We start from the raw sequence: 26,467 nt of genomic DNA, 5'->3' as shown, positions 1-26,467 counted from the left end.
CTTCGACACGACAGGAGTCCACTCGTGACAGACGTGTCCGACGCCAACGGCGCGACCCGGCGCCGCGGCATCCGCGAACTGCTGTCCTTCCCGGAGTTCCAGCTGGACCCCGCCCGTGCTTGCCACGCGTTGCTACGGCGACTGCCCGACGGCATGCGCGCGGCATCTGCACAGGCCGCGCTTGTGGAAGCCGCCGGGAGACTCGGCCTTCCCCCGGCAGCCGCCCGTCTGTGGGACGAAAGCCTTCCGGTGGCCTCGGGCACGGCGCAGGCAGACAGATACAAGGAACGCGAGGTCCGCAGGCCCCTCCTGCGGCCCGACCACCCGCTGCGGGTGACGTTCGCCGAGTACGCCGACGGCGTGTGCGACCTGGTCCTGGTCGCACACCGCCGGGTGCTCGCCCCCTGTGACCTGGACGCGATCGCCTCCCTCTTGTCGGGCCCGGCCAACAGCTCCGCGTATGCCGCAGGGGCCGCCGGCATGGGTCCCGGCGGCCGTTCCGGCCCGCCGGTGCCGCTCTCCGACAGTCCCGGACCAGCCGCGCCGGTCCCGGCGCCCGGGTCCGCCGCGCCCGTCCGGCCCGACTGGGGCCTGGGCGATCCGCGCTGTTCAGGGACGGAAATCAGCGTGCCCCTCACGGTGCGCACGCCGGCCGAACCCTTCGTGCCGCTGCTGGCCGCAGCCACCGCCCTCGTCCTGTCCCGCTATGAGGGCGGCGGCCATCCCGAACTGACCGTGCTCGTGGAGGACGAGACGGGCCACGACACCGTGACGTGGCTGAATCCGCCGATCACCCGGGACACCCGGACGGCCGACCTCGTCGCGGACTGCCGCAGGGCCCTCGAGGAATGCCAAGACCGGCCCGCGCCGCATGCGAACACCCACATCGGCCTGATCGTGACGCGCCACAGGCCGGACGACGCCTACGTGCCGTGCCTGGCACCTGCGTTCCCGCTGACGGTCGAGTGGACGGTGGACGGCGCGGACACACTGCGTGGCCTGCTGCGCTGCGACGCCGGAGCGGTCGGACCGCAGATCGCCGAGGGGTTCGCCCAGCACCTCGCCCGGGCCGTCGAGTCGCTGTCCGCCGGTACGTGCGAGGCGGGGGACCTGGAACTGCTCGACGCCGCCGAGACCCGTGCCGTCCTGGCCGCAGGTCGTACCGAGGCCGCGCCAGCCCATGATGCGGCTCCGATTCACGACCACTTCAGGCGGATCGCCCGGGCTCGGCCCGATGCCCCCGCCCTTTCGTCGGGCGACCACACGCTGACCTACAGAGAACTCGACGCCCGGAGCGACGCCGCGGCCGCCGGCCTGCGGGCCTTCGGGGTACGCACCGGCGACCTGGTCGGTGTCTGCCTCGAACGCGGTCCCGACCTGGTCGTGGTGCTGCTCGGGGTCCTCAAGGCGGGGGCCGCCTACGTCCCCATGGACCCTGAATACCCGGCGGACCGGCTCGCCTACACGGTCCGCGACGCGGGGATCCGGCTCGTGGTCACCGACTCCTCTCAGTTCCCGGACCAAGGTGCCCGACGGATCCACCCGGACGGCCTCGCCACCACGCCGCGCCACGACGCCGGGTCCCCGGACGCCAGGCCGGCGGGCCCGGACGATCCGGCGTACGTGATCTACACCTCGGGATCCACCGGCCGCCCGAAGGGAGTTGTGGTACCGCATCGCAACGTCGCAGCCCTGCTGGCGGCGACCACACCGGCACTCGGACTGGGCCCCGACGACGTCTGGACCCTCTTCCACTCGACAGCCTTCGACTTCTCGGTCTGGGAGATCTGGGGCTGTCTCCTCACCGGCGGCCATCTCATCGTCGTTCCCCACTTCACCACCCGTACGCCAGAGGATTTCTACGATCTGCTCCTCGAGCGACAGGTGACGCTGCTCAGCCAGACACCGTCGGCGTTCTCCGCCCTCCGCGAGGTCGACACCCGGCGCAGGTCGCAGCTCGCGCTGCGCCTCGTGGTCTTCGGCGGGGAGCCGGTCGACCTTCGAGGCCTCGACGACTGGCTGCGCCGCCACAGCGGTTGCCGGCTGATCAACATGTTCGGCATCACCGAGACGACCGTCCACGCCACACAGCAGCCGCTGACCCGTGCCGGCATCGCCGCGGGCTCTCGTTCCGTGGGGCGAGCGCTCCCCGGCTGGTCGCTCTCCGTCCGCGACGAGGCGGGCCGGGTGCAGCCCTTCGGCGCCGTCGGCGAGATCTATGTCAGCGGCGCGGGGGTGGCCGACGGCTATCTCAACCGCGACGACCTCACAGCGGAGCGCTTCGTCACGGACCCGGCGACCGGCCTGCGGACCTACCGCAGCGGCGACCTGGGACGGATGCACCCCGACGGCCAGATCGACCACCTGGGCCGGTTGGACGACCAGGTGAAGGTCCGCGGCTACCGAATCGAACTCGGCGAGATCCGGTCGGTGCTGACCCAGGACGTCGCCGTGGAGGACGCCGCTGTGGTCCGAGAGACGGACGGCCCCCTCGACGCGGCCGCGGTGCGGCTGGCTGCCTACCTGGTGCTCAGCAAGGGCGGCTCCGTGGACGCAGTCCGCGCGCGAGCGTCCCGAATCCTGCCCGCTCACATGATCCCCGCCTTCTTCGCCGCGGTGCCGGCGCTCCCTCTGACCCTCAACGGCAAGGTGGACGCCGCCGGACTCCGCGCACTGGTGGCCGCGCAGACTGCGACCGCCCCCCACAGCGCGCACACGACACCGGACGAGACAGGGACAGCTGTCGCGCTCACCGCGTTCCGGCATGTGCTCGGAGAGCAGGTCGGCCCGGACGACGACTTCTTCGATCTGGGCGGCAATTCGATGCTCGCCGTGCAGGTGGTCGGAGCGCTTCGGCGGGTCGGCCTGGCCGAGGTGACGGTCCGTCAGCTGTACAGTCATCCCACCGCCGCGGAGATCGCCCGCTGGGCGGAGCAGGCCACCGCCCACGCGGCAGGCTGACCGCCGTCCCCCACCCGGGCAGCTGCTCCGTGCTCGCGTCGGTGAGCCGTCCTGCACCACGGACAGGCGAGCAGGGCGGACATCTCTTGGTAAGGAATCCGACATGCTGAACTTCGAGGAAAATCAGCGGCATTCACCACCTCTACGGTCCCCGTCCCCGACAGGAATCGTGTCCGGGCCGGGCGACTCACGGGAGCAGGCCATGGCCGGCAGCCAGGAGACGACGCCGAGAGCGCCGGGGTACCTGAGCGGTTTCGGCAACGAGCATGCCACCGAGTCGGTCCCTGGCGCGCTGCCTGTCGGCCGCAACAGCCCGCAGCGCGCGCCACTCGGGCTGTACGCGGAGCAGTTGTCCGGCGCGGCGTTCACCGAACCACGCCACCATCAGCGCCGCAGCTGGCTCTACCGGATCCGTCCGTCCGCCGTGCATCCGCCGTTCCGCCGCATGGGCAACGGCAATCTGCGCTCGGCGCCCTTCACCGAGGCCGAGGCCGCACCCAACCGGCTGCGCTGGAACCCACTGCCGGTCCCGGAGGGGCCCACCGACTTCGTCGACGGCCTGGTGACGGTCGGCGGCAACGGCGACGTGCTCCAGCGGGTCGGCATCGGCATCCACTGGTACGTGGCGAACCGCTCGATGACCGACCGGGTCTTCGGCGACTCCGACGGGGAAATGCTCATCGTTCCCGAGCGCGGCGGCCTGCTGCTGCGCACCGAACTCGGCGTACTCGCCGTCGAGCCCGGCCACATCGCACTGATCCCGCGCGGGGTGCGCTTCCGCGCTGAACTCCCAGGCCGCTCCGCACGCGGCTACGTCCTGGAAAACTACGGGCAGGCCTTCCGCCTGCCCGAACTCGGCCCGATCGGCGCCAACGGCCTGGCCAACCCGCGCGACTTCCTCGCGCCGCGGGCCGCGTTCGAGGACCGCGACGGGACGCCCACCGAGGTCGTCGACAAGTTCGCCGGCAACCTGTGGGCCGCGACCTACGACCACTCACCGCTGGACGTCGTCGCCTGGCACGGCACCCACGCGCCGTACGTCTACGACCTACGCCGGTTCAACGTCATCGGCTCGGTCTCCTACGACCACCCCGACCCGTCGATCTTCACGGTGCTGACGTCCCCGTCGGACACACCGGGACTGGCCAACGTCGACTTCGTGGTCTTCGCGCCGCGCTGGCTCGTCGGCGAGGACACCTTCCGGCCGCCGTACTTCCACCGCAACGTCATGAGCGAGTTCTCGGGCATGATCCAGGGTGGCGCCCACGACGCGAAGGGCGAGGGGTTCGTCCCCGGCGGCGCCTCGCTGCACAACATGATGTCGGCGCACGGCCCCGACCGCGACACGTACGAGAACGCGAGCGCGGTGGAGCTGGGGCCGCAAAAGGTCGACAACGCGCTGGACTTCATGTTCGAGACGCGCTGCCCGGTCGTGCCGACCGCGTACGCGATGGCCGCGGCTCACCGCCAGCCCGCCTACGACCAGGTGTGGCACGGGCTGGAACGGCGCTTCACCGGCTGACCCGCACTCTGTGATGCCGCCTTCGCCCCGACCCGCTCACCTTCAACCAGCGGGCTGCGCTGTGATATCAGGTCTCGCAGTCGCTGATCCTGCCGACCGGGACGGACGTGGCAACGCGCTACGGCGTGAGCATGCCGACGAGGCCGCAGGCGCTGAAGTCACTGGAGGAGGGAGCCTCATTGCGGAAGACCACGCCCTCTCCCGGCTCGAGCCTTGCCGACTCGCGCACCGATACGTTGCTCGGCGTATCGTTGCTCAGCCCGGCCCCGAGCGATCGAAGCCGAGTGTCATCGGATAACGGCGTAACGCGCAGCGCTGCTGACCGGACCCACGTCGATAATCGAGACGATGGCCGCGTTCGCTCGGCTGCTCCATGATGCGGACCCGATCTGGCGAAACAGCACCTGCGCTCCCGCAAGGCGCTGCACGGCGACATCCGCCTTGCCGTTCTCGGCCTCAAGAATGCCGAGATCGAACAACACGATGGCTTCGATCCAAGGGTCTGCGTTGTGTTGTGCGATCTCCAGCGCATTGAGCAGAATCTGCCGAGCGGCGTCGTGCTCACCCAGTGTTCGTTTCAGGCGCGCGAGACCTTGCAAGCTGTATGCCTCGCCGATTTGGTCACCGTACCCGCGGACGATCCGCAATACCCGGTTGAGCTCGTGCCGTGTGCTGTCGACATCGCCGAATACGCAGTGGAGATCCGACAGAGAAAACCGCGCCTGCGCCTCGATCTGCGGGGAATCGAATTGCTGTGCAATCTCCAGTGCCGTGCGAAGCATGGGCTCAGCACTGGCGAAATCCTCCTCGGCGAGTGCCGCCCGCGCAAGGGCGCACAGGATGTGGGCCTCGCCGATACGGTCACCGACCGAGCACATCAGCGAAAGTGCCTCATGATACTTTGCCAGCATCTCGGCATGCCGGTCCTGCATCCAGGCGATGTGTGCGGCATAGCGCAACACCAGCGCGACACCGTGATCATCACCGATTTCGCGGAACAGTCCCAAAGCTGTGCCGTACCACTCGTCGGCCTCGGCGAGGCGTTTCTGGAACATACGAAGCGTTCCCATGGAGTACCGCATCGCTGCCTCGCCGCGCCGGTTACCGCTGCGCTCAGTGGCTGCGAGCGCGAGCTGCGCCGTCTCACGCCAGTCGTCGACATGCCCGCCCAGCTCGAACAACGTGACCGCGGTCAGAGCCAGGTCCCAGCACAGCTCGTCCAATCCCGACCTAGCCGTCTGACGCACCGCGTCGACCAACCAGTGCGATTCGACATCCAGTTTGCTCGGCTCTTCGTCGAACAGCCCAGTGCCGAACGATCCGATGTCCTGTGACGTCGTGCCTGGCGGCAACCAGCGCCGGCCTGTTCCGCGCAGGACCAGGAAGTCCCCGCCGTGTTGCACCCGATGCACTCGTTCGGCCAGCAGCAGCCAGCCACCGACCACCCGTTCCAGCGCTTCGCCGTACTCGGCGGCGGACTCGTTCTTGACGAGCTGTTCCCAGGCATAGACACGCAGCAGGCTGTGTAGCCGATACCGTGACACCGGCTGGTCAGCACAATGAACCGTATCGATCAAGCGCGCGTCGACTAGTTGCTCCAGCAGATCCTCGGCCTCGACGATATCGGTGTCCAGCAGAGCCGCCGCAATCCATGCCGGGAAGTCCGCGCTACGGATCAGCGCGCAGCGCCGGAACAACAGCCGTGCCGCGGAGTCCAAGCCGTCGTACGTCATCGAGATGCTGCTGCGCAACTCGACACCATTGTGCGAGAACTCATCGAGGCACCGTGCCTCGTTGGACAGCCTGCGGACAAACTTGCTCACCGGCCAGTGCGGCCTGGCGGCCAGGCGTGCGCCGGCGATGCGCAAAGCCAGTGGCAACCCACCGCACAACTGGAGCAGCTCCGACGTCGCTGCTGGGTCCTCGGCCACCCTGTCACGGCCGACGATCCGTCGAATCATTTCGCGGGACTGCTCATCGTCGAAGACATCCAGGTCAATCTGGTGCGCACCGTCCAGCCCGCTCAGCCGGACCCGGCTGGTGATGATCACAGCACACCCGGCTCCCCCGGGCAACAAAGCCTTGACGTGCCGTTCCAGCGCCACGTCGTCCAGCACGATGAGCACTTGCCGCTCTGCCAGCTGGCTGCGTAGCAGTGCCAGACGCTCCTGCGGCTCGTCCGGCAGCGCCTCGCCTCGCACGCCGAGCGCGAACAGAAACCGGCTGGCGACGTTCGCCACCGGCTGCTGGTCCTGTGTCGCCTGCATATCGGCATACAGGTGTCCGTCGGGGAACAACTCCGCGAGCTCGTGCGCCACGCGCACCGCCAGCGCTGTCTTGCCGACGCCACCCGGACCGGACACCGCAACGATCGGCACCGTGTACCTCGAATGTGGCGACTGCCGGGCGCTCACCACAATGGACTTGATTGCCTCCACCTGACTTTCACGCCCCGAGAAGTCACCCAAACTGGCCGGCAGGTGCCGCGGTGCAGCTCCCTCATCCCGCGCCTGCTCGTCTTGCGACAGGCAAGGCTCGGGCACCGACGCTGCCGCTGGGCCCACGCTCTGTGCCCCTCCGAACGCCGACGCCGATGCCGGAGGAACCGCCCTCGCAACGGAGGACACCAATGGGGCCGCGGTATGGGAGGCCACGAAGTCCAGGCTTGCGTCGTGGTTGAGGATCGCCCGCTCGAGTGTCTGCAGTTCGCATCCCGGATCCACGCCGAGCTCCTCGAGCAGCACCGACCGAGCCCGCCTGGCAACCTCAAGCGCGTCCGCCTGGCGCCCGCTTCGGTACAGGGCGAGCATGAGCAGCACGTGGAACGGCTCGGCGAGAGGATGCTCCTCGACGAGACCACGCAACTCGGCGGTGACTCGGTCGTGCTGGCCCAGATCGAGGTCGAGACGGATGCGTTCCTGCACGACCCGGATCCGATGCTCGTCCAGCTCCGTCGCAGCCCGCTGCAGGATGGGGCTCGGGAGGCCGAGGAGGGCCGGCCCGCGCCACAGTGCGAGCGCCTCGCGCAGCAGATCCGCCGCGCGCTCGCTTTCTCCAGCGGCCACGCCGTCCCGCGCCTGGCTGACCTTCCGCAAGAACACATCGCGGTCGATGCCGTCAGAGGCCACCTCCAGCGCGTAACCGACCGGATCGGTGCGAATCGCTCCAGCGTGGCCCAGCCTGTGGAAAACCTTGCGCAGCGACGACACACAGAACTGGATCTGGCCTCGGGCGGTAGCAGGGGGATCCTCACCCCACACGGCGTCCACCAAGTGGCAAAGAGGAGTCAACCTGCCCGCGTTGATCGCCAGCATGGCCAACACCGCACGCTGACGAGGGCCGCCCGGATTGACAGACTGCTCCCCGAACTCCAACTCAAACGGGCCAAGAAGCCGCAGGAATATTGTAGAAGCCGGAATCTCCAACGGTTCCACCTACTCAGTCCAAGACGCTATTAACATGAAATCATTCTTCGGAGTCAGGATCGGTTACTGAGCGTGTTGTCATGAGGAGCTGACAGATGGCGGCGGCGGGCGTGGGAGGACCCGGGGCCGGTCGCGCACTGAGTTTCCCCCGTCGCGCGGGAGGTGCTGATCATCTGGTCAGGGCAGGTTGATGGGTGTGCGGGTTCGCTTGTTCGGCCGTCGCCTGGTTGGTGTAGTCCCTTCTCCTGGAACTCGACGGGGCTGAGCCAACCGCGCCGCTCCTGGACGCGGCGGCTGTGAGAGGAACCGTCGACGTGCTCGAGGAGCGGTAGGTGCGACTCGGCCCTCGTGGCGAAGACACGGCCGGTCCTCCAGGGCGGTGTCGTAGTGAAGTTGCTCAAGGTGGCCGGTGAGGTAGCGGTGGCAGGTGATGGCCGCCTTGCGGAGTGAGACCGCCAGGTGGGCCTGGTCGGCCAGGGCGAGGGGTTCGTCGGCGACGCGGGCGGCGTGACCCGCAGCATCGCGGTGAGATGGTCGGCGGTGAAGGCCTCGGCCTCACGGCTGCTGGGCTTGTGGAACGCGTGCGCGGAGCCCCAGACGTATTCGGTGACGTGGACGAAGTCGACGAGGATCCTCGCGTGGCGGCGGGCGGCTTCGGCGCATCGCCGCAGCCGTGCTTCCGCTCATCGAAGAACAGCTGCGCACCCCGCGGATGGACGAGGGGATCCGGGCGGCAGCCCAGATCCGTCTCACCGCCCGGGACGAACTCACCGGCGAGCGAACCAGGGCCGTGAACGCCTTGACCGCCCTCGTGCGCATCGCCGACCTCGGCATCGACGCCCGACGACCCCTCGGCGCCAAGCAGGTCGGCGAAATCGCCCACTGGCGCCCCCGCGAGGAGGACCTCGCCACCACGACAGCCTGCACCGAGGCCGTCCGGCTCGCCAAGAGGATCCTCGCCCTTGACGCCGAGATCACGGACAACATGAACCGGATAGGGCAGCTCGTCCACGCCAGTCCTGCCGCGGACCTCCTCGACGAAAACGGGATCGGCCCCGTCACCGTCCTGGTCGCCTGGTCCCACCCAGGGCGGGTTCGCGACGAGGTCGCGTTTGCCGCCCTCGCCGGAGTGAGCCCCCTCCCCGCCTCGTCGGGCAACACCACTCGCCACCGACTCAGCCGCGGCGGCGACAGGCGTCTCAACCGCGCCCTGAACGTCATCGCGATGGTCCGCATGGTCCATCATCCCCAGACCCGCGCCTACGCCGACCGACGACGTACCGAAGGCAAGACGGACCGCGAGATCCGCCGCTGCCTCGAGCGCTACCTCACCCGCCGCCTCTATCGCCATCTCAACAGCGCCGCTTCGGCGAATACGGGGGTTGACGGGACATAGAAGCTTGATTGAAGGCCGGTGCCCCTGTTGGGACGCCGGCCTTTACCAAGCCCGCCCGTGTGGGGCTCAGGCGCAATGACACCGCGGCTCCGTCAGCCGAGTTGCCGGGCGAACGCCTCGTACGCCCGATCGTCGAAAAGGACGAACCGGACCTCTTCGACCGCTGTGGCTGTGTTTCGTACCGTCTCCACTGCGATTCGGGCCGCATCCTCCATCGGCCACCGGTACACGCCGGTGGAGACGGCGGGGAACGCGACGGTGCGGGCGCCGAGTTCGTCGGCCACGCGCAACGACTCCCGGTAGCAGGAGGCGAGCAGCTCCGAGCGGTCCTCGCCGGCGCTGTACACGGGGCCCACGGTGTGGATGACCCAGCGGGCGTCCAGTGCGCCCGCCGTGGTGGCGACCGCCCGGCCCGTGGGCAGGCCGTTGCGGTACCGGGAGGCGCGCAGGGCGCGGCACTCCTCCAGGATGGCGGGGCCGCCGCGGCGGTGGATGGCGCCGTCCACTCCGCCGCCGCCGAGCAGCGAGGAGTTGGCGGCGTTGACGATCGCGTCGGCGCTCTGCCGGGTGATGTCGCCCTGGACGAGGGTGAGGGTGGTCATGTCGTCCGTCTCAGTCTGCGCCATACGGCCTTGGCCGCGTTGTGCCCCGACATGCCGTGCACACCGGGTCCCGGCGGGGTGGCCGAGGAGCAGATGAAGACGGCCGGATGGGGCGTGTGGTAGGGGTACAGGGACAGTCTGGGGCGCAGCAGCAGCTGAAGCCCGGAGGCCGCGCCGCAGGCGATGTCCCCGCCGACGTAGTTGGCGTTGTGGGCGGCCAGTTCGGCGGGGCCGGCGGTGGCGCGGGCGAGCACGCGGTCGCGGAAACCGGGGGCGAAGCGCTCCAGTTGGCGTTCCAGGGCGTCGGTGAGGTCGCCGGACCAGCCGTTCGGCACATGGCCGTACGCCCAGAAGACCTGCTTGCCCTCGGGCGCGCGGGTGGGATCGACGATGCTCGGCTGCACGGTGATCAGGAACGGCCGGTCGGGGGCGCGGCCCTCGCGGGACGCGGCGCGCAGGGCGGTGCCGATCTCGTCCCTGGTCGGGCCGAGCTGGACGGTGGTGGCGCGGCGGGCCTCGGGGGCGGTCCAGGGCACCGGGCCGTCCAGCGCGTAGTCGATCTTGAAGGCGGCGGCGCCGTAGCGGTAGCGCGCATAGGTGTCGCCGAAGCCGGCGATGCGGGCGAGCGCGGTGGGCGAGGTGTCGAAGACGTACGCGCGGGCGGGCGGCAGGTCGTCCAGGCGCTTGACCTCGTAGTCGGTGTGCACCGCGCCGCCGAGGTCGGCCAGATACGCGGCGAGGGCGTCGGAGATCGCCTGGGAGCCGCCGCGCGGCACCGGCCAGCCGCGGGCGTGTGCGGCCAGCGCGAAGACCAGGCCGATGGCGCCGGTGGCCAGGCCGTCGAGCGGTGACATCACATGTGCGACGAGACCCGCGAAGAGGGCCTTGGCCCGCTCGTCCTTGAAGCGGCGCATCAGCCACGTGGACGGCGGGAGCCCGGCCAGGCCGAAGCGGGCGAGGGTGACGGGGTCGCGCGGCAGGGCGGTCAGGGGCAGGGACATGAAGTCCCGTACGAGGGTGTCCCAACGGGGGAGGAAGGGCCCGACCAGTCTGCGGTACGCGCCCGCGTCGCGCGGCCCGAAGGAGGCGGCGGTCTCGGCCACCGAGCGGGCCAGCACGGCGGCGCTGCCGTCGGGGAAGGGGTGCGCCATCGGCAGCTCGGAGTTCAGCCAGCGCAGGCCGTAGCGCTCCAGGGGGAGGGCGCGGAACGCCGGGGAGTTGACGCCGAGGGGGTGGGCGGCCGAGCACGGGTCGTGCCGGAAGCCGGGGAGGGTCAGCTCCTCGGTCCGGGCGCCCCCGCCGACGGTGGACTTCGCCTCGAACAGGGCGACGGAGAAGCCGCGGCGGGCCAGCTCCACGGCAGCGGTCAGTCCGTTCGGTCCCGCACCCACCACGACCGCATCGAGCATCGACGGCACCTTCGGACCCCTTCGTCAGCCGATGGCCAGTTGGGATCAGGATAGGCGGGCACCGGGCCGCGGGGGTCCTCGCCCCGGGCCGGGCCCGGCGCTCAGGCCGCCGTGCGCAGCAGCTCCACCACGCGCCGGGCGGTCGCCGTGTCCCGGGCCGCCGTGAACGGCAGTGCGTTGCCCCCCGTCACCCGGAACGGCTCGCCGTCACGGGTGAGGTGGGCGCCGCCCGCCTCCTCGACCAGCAGCAGGCCGGCCGCGTGGTCCCACGCCGCTTCCCAGGAGAACGCGACGGCGTCCAACTCGCCCCTGGCTATGGCGAGATACTCCAGGCCCGCCGAGCCGCACGGGCGCGGGGCGAGGCCGTCGGTCCACAGGACGCTCAGCGCGCGCTTCTCCTCGCCGGTGGTGTAGTCCGGGTGGGAGGTGGCGACGACGAGGTCGCGGCCCGGCGCGGGCGAGCCCGCGACCAGGCGTTCGCCGTCGAGGAAGGCGCCCCGGCCGCGGACCGCGGTGGCCATCCGGCCGCGCGCTGCGGCATAGGTCCAGGACGCCAGGGTCACGCCCCGGTGGGCGAGCGCCACCAGGGTGCAGAAGCCGTCGTCCCCGTGCACGAACTGGCGGGTGCCGTCGACCGGGTCGACGATCCAGACGGGGGCGTCGCCCTGGAGCGCGTCGTACGTCGCCGGGTCGGCGTGCACCGCCTCCTCGCCGACCACGACCGAGCCGGGCAGCAGGGCGCCGAGCGCCTCGGTGAGCCGCTTCTCGGCGAGCCGGTCGGCGTCCGTCACCAGGTCGTGCGGTCCGCTCTTCTGGTCCACGTCGGCCGCGGAGAGGCGGCGGAAGCGGGGCAGGATCTCGGCCGCGGCGGCCTGGCGCACCGCATCCTCCACGTCGGCCGAGCAGCGCGTGAGAAACTCGTCGATGGTTTCCGTCATCTGTTCGATCATGTGTCCCATGAGAGCACACCCCACTGACAATCCCCTCCCGCCCGGTGCACACCAGGTGGAATCGGGATGAAGAACAGGAGCCGCCCACGCCGTCAGCGGCCCACCGCGTACCCCTGCATCCCGCGCGGATTCGCCGCCGCCGACAGCACGCCCGTCCCCGGGTCCCGGGCGACCGCACAGAGCCGGCCCTCGGACCAGGCGGGGCCGACGGTGACGTCGTGGCCGCGCCGTCGCAGCTCCTCGACCACCCCGGGGTCCGTGCGGGACTCCACGGTCACGCTGCCGGGGCGCCGGCCGCGCGGGTGGAAGGAGCTGGGGAAGCTGTCGTTGTGCCAGTTCGGGGCGTCGACGGCGCCCTGGAGGTCGAGGCCGCCGCGGACGCGGGCACGCAGCGTGGCCGCGAGGAGGAAGTGCAGCTGCCACTGGTCCTGCTGGTCGCCGCCGGGGGTGCCGAACGCCAGCACCGGTACGCCGTCGCGCAGGGCGAGGGACGGGGTGAGGGTGGTGCGCGGGCGGCGGCCGGGGGTGAGGGAGTTCGGCAGGCCCTCCTCCAGCCAGGTCATCTGCAGGCGCGTGCCGAGCGGGAAGCCCAGCTCGGGCACGACAGGGTTGGACTGGAGCCAGCCGCCGCTCGGGGTGGCCGCGATCATGTTGCCCCAGCGGTCGACGACGTCCAGGTGGCAGGTGTCGCCGCGGGTCGTGCCGTCGTCGGCGACGTGCGGCTCGACGGGGAACTCGGCGACGGTCGGCTCGCCCGCGCCCATCGGGTCGAAGCCGCGGCCGTCGCCCGCCACGCGCGCGTACGCCTGTGCGGGCAGCCGCGGGGTGCGGCCGCCGGGGCTGCCGGGCCGCAGCTCCCAGGAGGCCTTGGCACCGACCAGGGCGCGCCGGCCGGCGTTGTAGTCGTCCGACAGCAGCTCGGCGAGGGGCGCCTCGGCGGCGTCGCCGTACCAGGCCTCGCGGTCGGCCATGGCCAGCTTGCAGTTCTCGATCAGCAGATGGACGTAGTCGGCGGAGCCGTAGGCCGGCAACTCGGGCGGCAGCAGGGCGAGTTGCTGGAGGAGGACCGGGCCCTGGCTCCAGGGGCCGGCCTTGCAGACGGTCCAGCCGTGCCAGTCGTGGGTCACGGGGGTCTCGTACGTCGCCGACCAGCCGGCGAGGTCGGCCTCGGTGAGCGTGCCGGTGTGCCGGGCGCCGCTGGTGTCCATGGTGGGCAGCCGGGAGCGGCGCAGCAGGGCCTCGGCGACGAAGCCGGAGCGCCACACCGCGCGCGCGGCGTCGATCCGCGCCTCCCGGTCGCCCGCGCCGGCGGTCTCGGCCAGCAGCCGCTTCCAGGTGGCGGCGAGGGCGGGGTTGCGGAAGAGCTCGCCGGGCCGGGGTGCCCGGCCGCCCGGCAGGTACACCTCGGCGGACGAGGTCCACTCCGTCTCGAACAGCTTCCGTACGCTCTCCACGGTCGCGCCGAGCTTCTCCACGGGCGCGTGCCCGTGCTCGGCGTATCCGACGGCGTACGCCAGGACGTCGTCGAGGCTCTTGGTGCCGTGGTCGCGCAGGAGCAGCAGCCAGGCGTCGAAGGCGCCGGGCACGGCGGCCGCGAGCGGTCCGGTGCCCGGTACGAGGTCGAGGCCCAGGCCGCGGTAGTGGGCGACGGTGGCGCCGGCCGGGGCGACGCCCTGCCCGCACAGCACGCGTACGTCGCCGCCCGCCGGGGCGAGCAGGATCGGCACCTCGCCGGCCGGCCCGTTCAGGTGCGGCTCGACCACGTGCAGCACGAACGCTCCGGCCACGGCGGCGTCGAAGGCGTTGCCGCCGCTCTCCAGGACCGCCATCGCCGACTGGGAGGCCAGCCAGTGCGTGGAGGACACCATGCCGAACGTGCCTTGCAGGGTGGGCCGGGTGGTGAACACGGGGCGGCTCCTCGGCTCGGGTACGTCTCCCGGGTGATCGTACGAGCGTGCTCACCGCCCGGGGAACACGGCGGCCGGGCGAGCCGTTGATCTCGTGCGGGAGACGGAGGACGGACGGAAGACGGACAGCGGGCGGCAGCGGCGCGGGAGTACGGAGGCCCGGACAGTGCACGGTGAGTACAAGGTGCCCGGCGGCAAGCTCGTCGTGGTGGACCTGGCGGCCGAGGACGGCGTGCTGCGGCACGTGCGCGTGGCGGGCGACTTCTTCCTGGAGCCGGACGAGGCGCTGGACGCGGTGAACGGCGCGCTGGAGGGCGCCCCGGCGGACACGGACGCGGCGGGGCTGGCCGCCCGGATCGACGCGGCGCTGCCCGCGGGGACGGTGATGTACGGCCTGACCTCGCAGGGCGTCGCCGTCGCGGTGCGCCGGGCGCTGGCGCGCGCCACGGACTGGACGGACTACGACTGGCAGTTGATCCACGAGAGCCCGCAGCCGCCCGCGCTGCACATGGCGCTGGACGAGGTGCTGACCGCCGAGGTCGCCGCGGGCCGCCGCCCGCCGACCCTGCGGGTGTGGGAGTGGGGCGCCCCGGCGGTGATCATCGGCAGTTTCCAGTCACTGCGCAACGAGGTGGACCCGGAGGGTGCCGCACGGCACGGCATCGAGGTGGTGCGGCGGATCTCCGGCGGCGGCGCGATGTTCGTCGCAACGCGAAGGCACTACGCCCTCACTGCCTAGAACATCGCCTGCTGACGCTGCTCCCTGCAGCGGAGGGGAACGGGGACTTCGCAGGAGGACAGCTCGTGCCCGCGGGCGAAGAAGGCCGGCCGGAAATCCGTCCTAACCTTCGCGATTGTGAGCACCACCGTGATAACCGCCCCTCGCCGACTGCGCCCTGCCGAGGCGCTGCCAGAGTCCGGCCATCGTCGCAAGCGTGGCCTCATCTACGTCCGGGTGTCCAAGGCCCGGGCTGACATGATCAGCCCGGAGCTCCAAGTGGGACACGCCGAAGCCCTTGCCAGGTCCGAGAACATCGACATCGCCTTCGAGCCCATCATGGATCTCGGCGAGTTGGGCCGAGGCTTCGAAGAGCGCAGGATCGAAGAGATCAAGCAGATGGCACGCGACAAGAAGTTCGACGTGCTCATCCTCTGGATCTGGTCCAGGTTCGGCCGCAACCTTCGCGAGTCCCTGCAACACCTCGACGCCCTGATGGACTACGGCATCGAGGTTCGTGCCGCGAGGGAGGACTTCGACGGCAAGACGACGATCGGCCGGTTCGCGATCGCCCAGATGCTCAACATCGCCGAGTTGGAGTCCAACCAGAAGGCGGACTCATGGCGTGACACGTTCGAGCGCCGCCGAGTGAAGGGCCTGCCGCACTCCAACCGAGGGCGCTTCGGATACTTCCGGTGCGAGACCTGCCCGGGATGGTCGTTCGGGAAGAAACTGGAAACCTGCCCCAAGTGCCGGAGCGGCATCTTGCGGATCGACCCGGTCACGGGCCCTGTGCTCGCGCAGCTCTACCGTGACTACGCGGCAGGAGTCTCGGTCCGCAAACTCGTCATCGACCTCAATCGTCGTGGCATCAAAACCTTCACCGGCAAGCCGTTTACTTCCGGTGATCTGCATGCGGTTCTGGACAGCGGATTCGGCCTCGGCTTCGTCCGCTATCTAATCCCGGAGCTGTCGCACATTGTTGTGACCAAAGCAGACGGCAGTACCAAGAAGAAGCGAATGAACCGGCAACGGGACATCACCGCTTACCTCTACTACAGCGGCGCGCACAACGCCGTGATCGACGATCTCGTGGAGTGCGAGCGTCTCTGGGATGCGTACACCGAGCGTCGCATGGCCCAGAGCAAGCAGCACTTCTCCTCGAACAAGGCGCTTTACTCGCTCTCCAGCCACCTTCGCTGCTCCGGCTGCGGTGGACGGATGCAGACGGCCCTGCGCAACAAACGGTACCGGCGCCCACTGGTGGACGGGCTTCCCAACCCGCTGGACGTCACGTTCCGGTGTGCGAACCACATCGACAACAAGTCCTGCCCCGGGAACGGGACGTACGTTTCCCTGGCTGTCGCGGAGAAGTGGTTCCTGAACTGGCTGGACCTCGAAGCACGAATGGATGAGGAGACCGCTGCGGCCGTACAGGCACGCATGGCTCAGCTCCGGGAGCAGAACGACAGCAACCGCGCCCTCCTGGCGCGGCTGGACGCGATCGAAGCCCAGTTGACAGGCTTGCGCGCGCAGGACGACAAGCTTACGGACGCAGTACTGGCCGAGCTCGTCTCCGAGGAGTCAGCTTGACGGAAACGAGCCGCTCTGGAGGCGCAGAAGCAGACGCTGGAGCATGAGCAGACCGAGCTGCGATCGAGGCTCCGTGAGGTACCTGCAGTCGTTGCTCGCCCTTCCCAGGAACGCTTGCTCACCGCCCAGAAGGTATACGAGGCGGTCGGCCAAGCCGACCGCCGTGAGCTGGTTTCGAAGCTGGTCCGCGAGATCCGTGTGAACAAGGGCAAGAGCGCGCCAGGGAAGATCGAGGTCTACCCACTCTGGACGGCGCCGCCCCCGCGGACACCCGTCCAGCTTGCCGCGTGATCGTCCGACTCCCTGAAGAGTTCCATCTCGTACCGGACGGCAAGAGCGGCGGCGAGGTCCCAGAAATCCTTGAGACATGCCTCACGAGTCCTGATGTCGACGCTGGCTTCCATGGCACTCCTTGAGACACTGACCGGCCCTCTCCGCCGAGAGGGCCGACCGGGAACTGACGTCTTCAGGGTGTGTCGCAACCGCGGTTTGGCCAGGCAGGACAAGAGTGCTATAGGATTTCCGCACCTGAACCCTGCCGCGGCCGGGCAAATGCGGCCAACGCCGAACTGGCCGCCACCCAGCCACGGCCTCGTCCGCGGGTTGCCTCGAGCAGGGCACCGTACAGGGCGGTGGTCTCCGCCAGCGCCCGCGGGCAGGCGGCGGCCTGCCGCAACGATCGCTCGGTGGCCAGGGCTGGGGAACGCTCCGTCGCTTGTGGGCCCCGCCGGCCGCGCCGCAGTGGGGTAGCAAGTGGAGCCGCCTTCGGAATTCGCACCATGGACCTACGCATTACGAGCCCGATAGGGATCGGGCAGGGTTGTGCTCCGTGGTCGCGCCAGATCCCGTTTTCCCAGATCAGAGCACATGTCGCGGTCCCGCTGTTCGTACCCCGTGTTGCACCGTCCAAAGGCGTCCGCGCTCCCCTTGCGCTCCCCTGGCCGCAGCGAGTGACGTTCCAGCCCCGGACTGCGACGGGGACGCCATACCTGCAGCCCTGTTGTCGATATCAAACAATACGAGCCGGGGCCTTGAGCCTCCGCTTCGACCGCTCCTAGGACTGTCAATCACGATCCCTACCCTCCCTGGGCACGCCCTACTTTGCAACGCTAGCCTCGATCGTTCATGAGGGTGCGTCAGCTTGCTGCCGGAGCCTTTGTGGTGAGTGTTGGTGGGGGTTTTCGGAGTGTGGGCAGGCTGATGGCCCGGTTGTCGCGTCGGGTGTGCGCCGGGTTCCACGGCTCCGGTCGGAGTGGTGCTGCTCGCAGGGATGGGAAGGTACTGGTCAGCCGGGGTTCGGGAGGGCGTGGAGCCGGTCCAGGGCATCGGTGATCACGTCGGTCCAGGGCCAGTGCCTGGCCAGGCGGAGGATGCGGCGGCGGCCGGTGGTGATGAGCTGGGCGGCGGTGGAGAACAGCCGAAGCCGCAGGCGGCGGGGCTCCCACAGGCGGGCCTTGCCGGTCAGGGCGAGCAGGGGCATCCAGGCGAGCAGGTCCAGGGCGATCTGGATGATCTCCAGCCAGATCTGGTTCTGCGCGGCGTCGTGGAGGGGAAGGTTGAGCAGGCCGGTGGCGCGGGCGGCGCGGATGCGGTCCTCGGCACGGGCACGCTGGCGGTGGCGCAGTTCAAGGGTGGCGATCGCCTCGCCCGCCGTGTTGGTGGCAAAGCAGGTAAGGCGCATGCCGTCGGCGTCGGTGAAGCGCAACTGGGCACCGGGGTGCGGCCGTTCCTTCCGCACGATCAGCCGCAGCCCGTTGGGCCAGCCGGTCAGGCAGTCACCGGCGAGTTCGGCAACCCAGGCTCCGTCGCGGATCTCGCCGTCGGCTTCCACGGCCGGTGTCCAGGCCGAGGCAGGGACCTTCAGGACGGCCTGGTGGACGGCGTCGGTGATGGTCATGCCGACTGAGTACGACAGCCACCGTCCGCGCTGGGCGAGCCAGGCGACGAACTCGTGGGTGCCGCCACCGGAGTCGGTACGGATCAGCGTCTGCCGCCCGCGCCGCAACCGCTTCGGCAGCTGGGCCAGGGCCAGTCTGGTGGCCTCGATGTGGTCCGCGGCGGTGTTGGAGCCCGCGTTGCCGGGCCGCAACAGACCCACGACCGGCTCGCCGGACCCGCCCCGGCCATGGTCGACGAACTCCATCAGCGGGTGGTGCCCGAACGTCTTCTTCCAGGTCGCGGCTGCGTCCTGCTTCTCGGAGTGGGCCAGGACGAGGACCCCGTCGATGTCCACGATCACCTGCCCGTCAGCGTCCGGCGCCGCTTCCCCGGTCAACCGCCAGACGTGTTCGCGTACTTCGGCACGGGCGGTGCGCAGCGCGGCCAGGACCTGCTGTCCGCCCGACGCCAGCGTGCTGATCAGCCGGGAGACCGTGGGGTCAGAGGCCACCGGCCCGAACACGGCCGGCTCGGCCCGCAACGTGCCCACATCGGCCAGGCAGTCCCCGCCGAGTGCCACCGCGAGCGCCACATCCAGCAGGATCTTGCCCGGATCATGCACCGCCCGCGGCTTGCGCCACGGCGCCAATGCCGCCGATATCGCCTGATCCAGACCGGACTTGCGGACCGTCTCGACCAGCAGCACGGCCCCGGCCTGCCAGACGACCCCGCGACCGCCGCCCTCGACGCGGACACGCGGGTAGGACCCGATACGCTTCTTCACCTGGAGAGTGCTTCTTTCACGCGACGACCTGGACCCTAGACAAGTCTCATCGTTGCACCCATGAGGGCGGGGGCTGTCAAGGCGCACGATGCCACGGCCCGGTGCGAGCTGCGGGGGCCCGTGCCGGGTTGGCCACGGCTGTGGACTGGGGTGTTGGGCCGTGGTCCCCCGAGTGCTGGTCGTGCGGAGGGGACTCGCACGCACCTATTCGATCCCGGCCGGCCGGGCCGGATAACGACCTTGCTTCGGGGGCCGGGCTGCTCATTCAGGTCAACGAGCGCGGCGTGGCCGGCTCATGCAGCGATGCGAGCTCGCCCGGGGCTTGTCGTCCCGTCCTTCAGGGGTGGTCGTCATGCCGTGATGCACGGCTCCTTCGGCTGCTGCGCGGCGTCGAGGTCGCGCAGCACGTAGTAGGCGTGGGTGAGGAGCTTGCGGGCGACCGCGACGGTGGCGATCTTCAGGTGCGCGGTGGGCGATCTGCTCGAAACACGCGGCGTAGGGCGGGACGCGCTTGGCGGTCTGCGCGCCCTGGTTCATGATCGAGCGCAGCCACGATCGCCCTGCTTGGAGATGTGCCCGTAGCGCACGGTGCGGTCCGAGCCGCGGACCGTGGGCGTGAGCCCGGCCCACGAGGCGAGCTTGCGGGCCGAGGGGAACCGGCGGATGTCGCCGATCTCCGCCACGATGACCATGGCGGTGAGCGGGCCGATGCCGGGCAGCGCGGTCAGCGACTTGACCCGCGGATCCGCCTTCGCGGCCTGGGCGAGCGCGGCATCCAGCCGGTCGATGACCACCTGCAGCGCGTCGATGACCTCCAGCCGGCCGGCGACCGCGCCGCGGGCGGTGTCCGCCAGCGGCAGCTGTGCCAGCCAGGCGCGGCACGTGCCACTCCAGCAGTTCCAGGCGCTGCCCATGCGGTCACAGCCGTAGTCGGCGAGGACCGCGTGGACAAGGTCCGCAGCCGCACGAGCTGGGCGCGGTGGCGCAGCACGGCCCGCTGCTCGCGTATTGCTGCGGGAGCGATCCATGCCTCGGGCAGCAGATCCGTGCGCAGCAGATGGGCCAGGGCGGCCGCGTCGACCTTGTCGTTCTTCAGCCGGGCCAAGGCGATCGCCTTGCACTGCAACGGGCCATGTGTGGCTCGAAGCCGTAGTCCTGGAGCAGCTCGATCAGCCAGCCCCAGCCGAGCGCCGCCTCGAACGCCACCGGCGTGCCCACCGGCAGATCGCCGATCACGCCCAGCACCGTCTTGCGTCCGCTGACGACGTTGCGGTTCACCGCCGTCCGGCCGCCCTCGTCCAGCACGGCGATCTGCGACCGGCGGCGATGCACATCGATCCCTAGGTAAGCCTGCATCGTGGGCCACCCGACCCCGATTCGGCTCCCCCACCAACAGGGTGCTCCGAACGCACCCGGCGGTGAAGCCCCCGCCCTCATAGGGTCAGGTCACGAGCACTCTCCGCGTTTCTGATCAACCACTGGACGCCCTGCCGCGTGAAAGCGCGAGGCTAGCGTCAAGGGTCACCAAGTGCCGCTCGCGGGTGCGGATCCAGAAGGCGAGGAGGGCGATGAGGGTGAGGGTCCCTGTCCAGGTGAGGCTTGCGGCTACGGCCCGGAGTGGGGTCGTGGTGGCGAGTCCAGCGGCGAGGCAGGTCTGTGTGGAGCCGTACATGGGCAGGAGGGGGCCCAGGAACCCATGCGGGTCGGGGTTGACCAGGGGGCTTTGTGGCAGCAGGTCGAGGTTGCTGGTGACGAAGATGACGACCATGCCCTCGAGTTCGCCGGGAAGGAAGAGCGCGAGGACGAGTCCGAGTGTTCCGTAGACCAGGCTCGCGGTGAACAGTCCGAGCCACAGGAACCCCAGGTGGCGGGGCGACCATACGGCCAGCGTCCATACGGTGGTGTACAGGGCGACGAGTGCGGCGGCTGAGAGCAGCGAGGTCGCCTTGGCTAGTAGGAGCGGGGTGCGCGGGTAGCCGGCGGCGGTGAGCCGGCGGTCGAAGGGGCCGGACTGACGGGCGGCGCTGAAGGTGAGGAAGGCCATCAGGAGCATGACGATGCCGAGGCAACCATGGATCATACCCACCTGGTCCGTTGAGGCCGTGAGTGTCCGACCGGTCGCGCGGAGCCGGAAGGTCAGCGAGGCGGGCGCGAAGATTTGCGGTGCGGCGAGGATCCAGAGCGGGAGGAGGACGGCCAGCAGGAGGGCGGCGAGTGTGTTCTTGGCGAGTTCGGCCAGGTTGTAGCGGGCCGCGATGCGGTAGGCCCTCACCGGCTGGCTCCCTTGGTCCTGACGGCCGCTTTGTGACTGAGTTGGATGACGGCGTCCAGACGGTCGATGTCGTAGGCGAGGTGGGAGATGACGACGGTGGTGCGCCCGGCCGCACGGCGGGCGGCGGCGAGGTCCCAGAAGGCCAGGTAGGTCTGCCAGTCGAAGCCTTGATAGGGCTCGTCCAGCAGCACCACGTCGGGTTCGTGCATGAGGGCGAGGACGAGGCTGAGCTTCTGCCGTGTGCCGCCGCTGAGGACTCTGACGGGACGGTGGAGATGGCCAGCGAAGGCGAGCCGGTCGATCAGCGCGTGGGCAGGTTCGAGGTTGGGGAGGCGGAAGGCTTCCTGGAACAGGCGAAGGTGCTGGAACGGTGTGAGGGCGTTGTTGAGAACGGGGTGTTGGGGGCAATGGCTGAGTGTGCCGTCGACCGTGACGGTGCCCTTGTCCGGGCGTAGGTCACCGCACAGGATGCGCAGGAGGGTGGTCTTGCCGGCGCCGTTCTCCCCGACGACGCCGACGGTCTCACCGGAACGGATGGTGAGGTCGACGTCGGCCAGTACGACGTGTTTGCCGAATGCCTTGTGAATGCCCCGCGCGCTGAGTGCGGTGCGGGTGGCCGTGGGTGGGGAGACGGTCACGAGTTCCCTTCTTCGCTGTACGTCCGCGCGTCCGCGCCGCCGGGTGAGCGGGTCTGTGCGGGCCTGTTCACCTGCTTGCTGCGGGAGGTACGTGGCTGCGGCGTCATGACCAGGGGCGGTGCCTCCAGCAGCGTGTTGACGCGAGGGACCGCGGGGCGCGAGGAGGCGGTTTGCCCGTGCAGGGTCCAGCTCTGGAGGACCCGGGCGAGGACGACGACGATCTCGGTGAGTGCGAAGGCCTCTCCGAGGCACTTGCGGGATCCGTTGCCGAACGGGATGTACGCCTCGCGGGGGCCGGGGTCTTCGGTTGCCCACCGGTCGGGGTCGAACCGCTCGGGGTCGGGGAAGAGACGTGGTTGGCGGTGTAGCTGGTACGGGCTGACGAGCAGGTTGGTGCCGGGCGGCAGGATCTGCCCGGCCAGTTCGACGGGAGTGGAGACGCTGCGAGGGATGAGCCAGCCGTGCGGATACAGCCGCAGTGTCTCCAGGACGACCTGCCGGGTGAGTTCCAGGCGTTGTAGCGCCGCAATGTCCGGTGGTTCGTCTCCCAGGACGGAGTCGATCTCGTGCCGGACACGACGGGCGATGTCCGGGTGGCGGTCGAGCAGGTGCAGGGCCCACACCATGGCGCTGGCGCGACCCGCTGCTGTCGCTGCGGTGAACATGGTGATGACGTTGTCGCGCACCTCGCGGTCGCTCATCGGCTCCCCGGCGTCGTCGCGTGCCGTCATAAGCATGGAAAGGATGTCCGGGTGGTCCTCGCCGGAGCGGCGGTAGGCGAGGATCACTGCGTCGATGATCTGCTCGTACCTGGCCAGCGTCCGGTGGAAGCGGCGGGTGCGGTGGGGGAACAGCCACCGCACTCCGAGCGCGGAGGTGAGCACCTCGTGGTGGATCCCGCCGATGATCTCCCCGATGCAGGCCTGGGTTTCGTCGCGGTAGTGCTCCGTGATCTCCGCGGCAAACATCGTGCGCACGCCGATCATCGCGGCCACGGCTGTCATCTCGCGCATCACGTCGCACGGAACGCCGGATCGCCAGGCCCCGGTCACCGCGTCCGCCGTCTCGACCATGGCGGGGATGTAATCGGCGACGCGGGTGCGCTGGAACGGTGGCTGGAGCAGCCGTCGTGTCCGCTTGTGCTCGGCGTTTGGGCACGTGAAGAGGCCGTCGCCGAGAAGCGTGCGTGTCTGGGTGTATCCCAGGCCCCCTTTGGGGAACGTGTGGGAGTCCCGCAGCACCTGGTCGGCCAGCTCCGGATGGCAGACCACATAGACGGGCTGCCGTCCGAGTCGGAGGCGTACGAGGTCTCCCTGGGACGGCAGGGAGCAGAGGAAGGACAGCGGTGTTCTCCAGATGCGCAGTGCATGCCCCAGTCCCGGCAACGCGCCCGGAGCGTGCGCGAATCGGAAGTCGGATCGTGTGCTGCTCATGGGGGAATGGGCTCCTTGCGCACGGGCTGGGGGCGGCAGCGGCCGCTGTCCGGGAACGTGTCTAACCAATGCGGAGCCGGACCGGCTCTGTTTGGTGGGCTTCTCCGCCGTCCGAGTGGGTCTTTGAGCCGTTCGACTGAAGTGCGCCCGGCACTGTTGACGGGGGAAGAACCCGACGGAGTGAACCGGGAGCAGCCCGCATTGCGCTGAGCCTCGACAGCACACCACGATCATGGCGCGGGCACCGACCGTATCGGCCTGGGCCCTGACCAAGGCGCCGGCCCGCGGACGCTGCAAGGAGAGCATCTTGACCGACGCCACCGTGGTGGAGGAACGCCCGCTCGCGGCCAGCGAGACGGCCTTCGCCTCGTTCGGTACGCCGATCCACTTCAGCCAGCGGCTGCACGGCCGGCTCGACCTCGACGCTCTGGCCTCCGCAGTGGAGGACCTGCTCGTCCTGCACCCCGTACTGTCCGCACGGATCGTGGCCGCGGACCCGGGCCACCTGCTGCGGCTGGACCCGTCGGCGCCGGGCCCGCGTCTGCAGGTGACCGACGGCATCGACCAGGTCGGAGCGCCCTACGCGCCGGACACACCAGTGTTCAGGGCCGTGGTGACCGAGGAGACGGAGGACCGCTATCGGTTGGCCCTGTCGGTTCACCATGCCATCAGTGACGGTGTCAGCGCGCTGATGCTGCTGCACACCCTGTGGCGCAGCTACAGCGCCCGCGTCACCGGCCGTACGCCTGTGCTGCCGCCTCCTACCGTCGGGTTGCCCCGCCCCGTCGAGGAACACTTCCGCGCCCGGTTTTCCGCTGAGGAGCTGAGCGTCTTCCTGAGGGACCGCTCGGCGAAGATGCGGGATCTCGTCCCCGCGTGCATCCCCGCCCTCGCGGCCGGAGCCGACACGGGAACACAAGACGGCGTCCACCGGCGGCAGGTGCGGCTGTCTGCCGAGTCCGTCGATCAACTGACGCGCGTGGCCAAGGCGGCACGCACGAGTTGGCATGCGCTGGCCTGCGGCATCGCCCTGCGGGCGGTCCACTCGCAGACACCTTGCCCGGACGAAACCGCCCCCATGACATGCTTGTCCACTCTGGATCTCCGGCGGCGGCTCAGGCCCCCCATGTCTCCACACGAGATGGTACTGGCCGCCACCGCCGCGCACGCCGTGGTCGAGGTGGGGCCCGAATGCCATCCGGCCGACATCGGACGCCGCGTGCTGGAGCAACTGCGCGAAGCGGTCCTGGACAACACGGTGCAGAAGGCCATCGCCGCGACCGGCGAGCTGATGGACGAAGTGGCGCACGCTCCGATCAGTGTCCTGGTCAGCAACCTGATGACGAAGACCCCGCCGCTCCAGCTTCCCCCGGGCTTGAGGTCCGGCCCCATCGACGGGTGTGCCCTTCCCCCTGGCCCCCTGCCCTCGGTCTTTCTCACCGGCAGTCAGGACGACACGGCAGGTCTCGACATCACCCTGGTCATGTCCGCGGACTGGTTCACCGCGCGGCAGGCCGCCGACCTGGCCGACGCCATCGAGGAGGCTGTCCACCGCGCGCTGTGCGAGTAGGCGCGGTGGACAGCGGCGCAATCCCTGCTAGGAAACCTGTCGGCGGTGCAGCCGCAGGTCGAGGTTGCGGGGTTCGATGATGCTGCGCCCGATGAGGGTGACCGGGCGGGACGTGGCGGGGGTGAGCTTCCAGTCGGCCAGGACGGACGCCAGGGACAGCATGACGTTCATGATGGTGAAGTCGTGTCCGATGCACTTACGGGACCCGGTCCCGAAAGGCACCAGCGCCATCGCCCGCTCGGCGTTGGCCCAGTTGCGTCCGTCGCTACTCCAGCGCCCGGGGTCGAACCGGTCGGGCTCGGGGAAGAGATCGGGCCGATGGTGAATGATGTACGGGCTGATCAGGATGTCGGCACCGTCCGGCACGCGGTAGCGGCCCAAGGACGTGTCGGTGACGGCGGTCCTGCTGAACAGCCAGGCGGAGGGCCTGATCCGGAAGGCCTCGGTCACCACGGCCATCAGGGTCGGTAGCTGTGGAAGGTGCTCGTGCCGGGCGGGCCCGCCGCCGCAGACCTTGTGTGCCTCGGCCGCCACGGCCCCGTCGAGGCCGTCGTCCAACGAGAGGTAGTGCAAGGTCCAGGCGAGCATGGCGGCGGTCGTACTGATTCCGGCGATGAACATGGTCATCACCTGCTCGCGTACTTCCGTGTCCGACAGCGCGGTTCCGTCGCCGTCCTCGGCCAGGAACATGGACAGTAGGTCGCCCTGGTCGCTACCGGCGCGGCGGTAGGCGGCGACGGTGGCGTCGATGTGCGCGTACAAGGAGTCCCGGGCCTGTGCGTAGCGCCGGTTGGCCGGCAACGGCAGGCGGGCGATGCCGGGCGCGACCATGCGCAGGAACGCGCCGCTGACCAGGACGTCCACGTCACCCAGCGTGCGGCGGACCGTGTCGGCGTCCGCACCGGCGTCGGCGAACCACGACGCCAGCATCGTCGAGACGGTGATCCTCATGGCGAGTTCCTGCATCAGCCGGCGCACGTCCAGGACCTGTCCCTCGCGCCACTCCCGGGTGACAGCCGTGATCTCGCGGCCTGCGAGCTCTGCGTACCCCGGGAGCTTGCTCGGGTGGAAGGCGGGCTGGGTAAATCGGCGCAGCCGAGTGTGCTTGGCATTGGGACAGGTCGCCAGGCCGTCTCCGAAGAACACGGAAATGTTGTCGAAGAAGGGGCCACCCTTGTCGAAGTCGCGGTGGCGGCTCACGAGGATCTCGCGGACCAGTTCGGGGCTGCAGACCACGTAGGTGGGGCGGGGGCCGAGCCGGATCTCCACCAGATCGCCATAGGACGGCAGACGGGTCAGAAACCGGGTCGGGTCGACGAGCAACTGCCGCAAGTGGCCCACGCCGGGCAGGGCACCGGGTGCGCGCGGGGCGGAAACGTGGGAGGCCGGGAGGCTTGTCGTCGTCATCG

At 69.9% G+C, this 26,467-nt stretch carries 18 protein-coding genes and 2 pseudogenes; 7 read left to right on the top strand and 13 right to left on the bottom strand.

Going from position 1 to position 26,467, the window contains the following annotated elements; all coding sequences use genetic code 11:
- The first annotated feature begins 24 nt into the window (after window positions 1–24).
- Window positions 25–2,961, top strand: coding sequence for a non-ribosomal peptide synthetase (locus BIV23_RS32715; protein WP_107471332.1), 2,937 nt, complete (start codon window positions 25–27; stop codon window positions 2,959–2,961).
- A 202-nt stretch (window positions 2,962–3,163) separates the two neighbouring features.
- Window positions 3,164–4,483, top strand: coding sequence for a homogentisate 1,2-dioxygenase (hmgA, locus tag BIV23_RS32710; protein WP_071384607.1), 1,320 nt, complete (start codon window positions 3,164–3,166; stop codon window positions 4,481–4,483).
- A 287-nt stretch (window positions 4,484–4,770) separates the two neighbouring features.
- Here hmgA and BIV23_RS32705 read toward each other — a convergent pair whose 3' ends face one another.
- Both BIV23_RS32705 and BIV23_RS52480 read right to left on the bottom strand, forming a co-directional pair.
- A complete protein-coding gene (locus BIV23_RS32705) occupies window positions 4,771–7,917 on the bottom strand; it encodes an AfsR/SARP family transcriptional regulator (RefSeq protein WP_071384606.1) in 3,147 nt (1,048 codons plus the stop codon).
- 360 nt (window positions 7,918–8,277) lie between these two features.
- Window positions 8,278–8,567, bottom strand: a pseudogene (locus BIV23_RS52480) (ISKra4 family transposase); the annotation flags it as partial.
- Window positions 8,568–8,581: 14 nt separating this feature from the next.
- Between BIV23_RS52480 and BIV23_RS32700 the strand changes: the two are divergent.
- Window positions 8,582–9,304, top strand: a complete 723-nt coding sequence (locus tag BIV23_RS32700) for a transposase (RefSeq protein ID WP_079173553.1) — start codon at window positions 8,582–8,584, stop codon at window positions 9,302–9,304.
- A 92-nt stretch (window positions 9,305–9,396) separates the two neighbouring features.
- Here BIV23_RS32700 and BIV23_RS32695 read toward each other — a convergent pair whose 3' ends face one another.
- The 4 genes from BIV23_RS32695 to BIV23_RS32680 form a co-directional block, all read right to left on the bottom strand.
- On the bottom strand, window positions 9,397–9,906 hold the full coding sequence (locus BIV23_RS32695) for an O-acetyl-ADP-ribose deacetylase (RefSeq protein ID WP_071384604.1): 510 nt from the start codon (window positions 9,904–9,906) through the stop codon (window positions 9,397–9,399).
- Complete coding sequence (locus BIV23_RS32690; protein WP_177240118.1) at window positions 9,903–11,324, bottom strand: phytoene desaturase family protein; 1,422 nt, start codon at window positions 11,322–11,324, stop codon at window positions 9,903–9,905. The genes BIV23_RS32695 and BIV23_RS32690 overlap by 4 nt, the downstream gene beginning before the upstream one ends.
- Window positions 11,325–11,416: 92 nt before the next feature.
- A complete protein-coding gene (locus tag BIV23_RS32685; protein ID WP_071384690.1) occupies window positions 11,417–12,265 on the bottom strand; it encodes an inositol monophosphatase family protein in 849 nt (282 codons plus the stop codon).
- Between the two features lie 92 nt (window positions 12,266–12,357).
- The gene (locus BIV23_RS32680; protein ID WP_071384602.1) at window positions 12,358–14,172 is read right to left on the bottom strand and encodes a gamma-glutamyltransferase family protein; all 1,815 of its coding nucleotides are present in this window, start codon (window positions 14,170–14,172) and stop codon (window positions 12,358–12,360) included.
- Between the two features lie 166 nt (window positions 14,173–14,338).
- On the opposite strand from BIV23_RS32680, the pseudogene lplB reads away from it, so the two are divergent.
- From lplB to BIV23_RS50705, 3 genes and pseudogenes are all read left to right on the top strand, one after another.
- A pseudogene (gene lplB, locus BIV23_RS32675) lies at window positions 14,339–14,878 on the top strand (lipoate-protein ligase small subunit); the annotation flags it as partial.
- Between the two features lie 150 nt (window positions 14,879–15,028).
- Window positions 15,029–16,483, top strand: coding sequence for a recombinase family protein (locus BIV23_RS32670; protein WP_079173552.1), 1,455 nt, complete (start codon window positions 15,029–15,031; stop codon window positions 16,481–16,483).
- Between the two features lie 114 nt (window positions 16,484–16,597).
- Window positions 16,598–16,774 carry a hypothetical protein gene (locus tag BIV23_RS50705; RefSeq protein ID WP_177240117.1) on the top strand — a complete coding sequence of 59 codons (177 nt, stop codon included), beginning with the start codon at window positions 16,598–16,600 and terminating at the stop codon, window positions 16,772–16,774.
- A gap of 994 nt (window positions 16,775–17,768) precedes the next feature.
- Here BIV23_RS50705 and BIV23_RS32665 read toward each other — a convergent pair.
- The 6 genes from BIV23_RS32665 to BIV23_RS32645 all read right to left on the bottom strand — a co-directional run bounded on the left by BIV23_RS32665 (window position 17,769) and on the right by BIV23_RS32645 (window position 23,488).
- Window positions 17,769–19,145, bottom strand: a complete 1,377-nt coding sequence (locus BIV23_RS32665) for an IS1380 family transposase (protein ID WP_071384600.1) — start codon at window positions 19,143–19,145, stop codon at window positions 17,769–17,771.
- Window positions 19,146–19,678: 533 nt separating this feature from the next.
- A complete protein-coding gene (locus BIV23_RS47220; RefSeq protein WP_177240116.1) occupies window positions 19,679–20,059 on the bottom strand; it encodes a transposase in 381 nt (126 codons plus the stop codon).
- A 178-nt stretch (window positions 20,060–20,237) separates the two neighbouring features.
- Entirely contained in the window at window positions 20,238–20,501 is a 264-nt protein-coding gene (locus BIV23_RS47215) for an IS110 family transposase (RefSeq protein WP_143079157.1), read from the bottom strand.
- Between the two features lie 115 nt (window positions 20,502–20,616).
- Complete coding sequence (locus tag BIV23_RS32655; protein ID WP_071384599.1) at window positions 20,617–21,417, bottom strand: hypothetical protein; 801 nt, start codon at window positions 21,415–21,417, stop codon at window positions 20,617–20,619.
- Window positions 21,414–22,055, bottom strand: a complete 642-nt coding sequence (locus tag BIV23_RS32650) for an ATP-binding cassette domain-containing protein (RefSeq protein WP_071384598.1) — start codon at window positions 22,053–22,055, stop codon at window positions 21,414–21,416. Before BIV23_RS32650 ends, BIV23_RS32655 begins: the two co-directional genes overlap by 4 nt.
- Window positions 22,052–23,488, bottom strand: a complete 1,437-nt coding sequence (locus tag BIV23_RS32645; RefSeq protein WP_071384597.1) for a cytochrome P450 — start codon at window positions 23,486–23,488, stop codon at window positions 22,052–22,054. Before BIV23_RS32645 ends, BIV23_RS32650 begins: the two co-directional genes overlap by 4 nt.
- A gap of 307 nt (window positions 23,489–23,795) precedes the next feature.
- On the opposite strand from BIV23_RS32645, the gene BIV23_RS32640 reads away from it, so the two are divergent.
- On the top strand, window positions 23,796–25,058 hold the full coding sequence (locus BIV23_RS32640; RefSeq protein ID WP_177240115.1) for a phthiocerol/phthiodiolone dimycocerosyl transferase family protein: 1,263 nt from the start codon (window positions 23,796–23,798) through the stop codon (window positions 25,056–25,058).
- A 27-nt stretch (window positions 25,059–25,085) separates the two neighbouring features.
- Here BIV23_RS32640 and BIV23_RS32635 read toward each other — a convergent pair whose 3' ends face one another.
- A complete protein-coding gene (locus BIV23_RS32635; RefSeq protein WP_071384595.1) occupies window positions 25,086–26,465 on the bottom strand; it encodes a cytochrome P450 in 1,380 nt (459 codons plus the stop codon).
- Window positions 26,466–26,467 lie beyond the last annotated feature (2 nt).

This window comes from Streptomyces monashensis, from assembly GCF_001866665.1.
In the GTDB taxonomy this organism is placed as follows: Bacteria; Actinomycetota; Actinomycetes; order Streptomycetales; family Streptomycetaceae; genus Streptomyces; species Streptomyces monashensis.
The sequence above is the reverse complement of the archived record's forward strand: the minus strand, read 5'-3'. Positions and strand labels throughout refer to the sequence as shown.

Coding starts and splice junctions, on each gene's coding strand:
- BIV23_RS32685 (WP_071384690.1), bottom strand. CDS start 12,265: ATGATCGAACAGATGACGGAAACCATCGACGAGTTTCTCACGCGCTGC.
- BIV23_RS32645 (WP_071384597.1), bottom strand. CDS start 23,488: ATGAGCAGCACACGATCCGACTTCCGATTCGCGCACGCTCCGGGCGCG.
- BIV23_RS32635 (WP_071384595.1), bottom strand. CDS start 26,465: ATGACGACGACAAGCCTCCCGGCCTCCCACGTTTCCGCCCCGCGCGCA.
- BIV23_RS32695 (WP_071384604.1), bottom strand. CDS start 9,906: ATGACCACCCTCACCCTCGTCCAGGGCGACATCACCCGGCAGAGCGCC.
- BIV23_RS47215 (WP_143079157.1), bottom strand. CDS start 20,501: ATGCAGGCTTACCTAGGGATCGATGTGCATCGCCGCCGGTCGCAGATC.
- hmgA (WP_071384607.1), top strand. CDS start 3,164: ATGGCCGGCAGCCAGGAGACGACGCCGAGAGCGCCGGGGTACCTGAGC.
- BIV23_RS47220 (WP_177240116.1), bottom strand. CDS start 20,059: ATGGGCAGCGCCTGGAACTGCTGGAGTGGCACGTGCCGCGCCTGGCTG.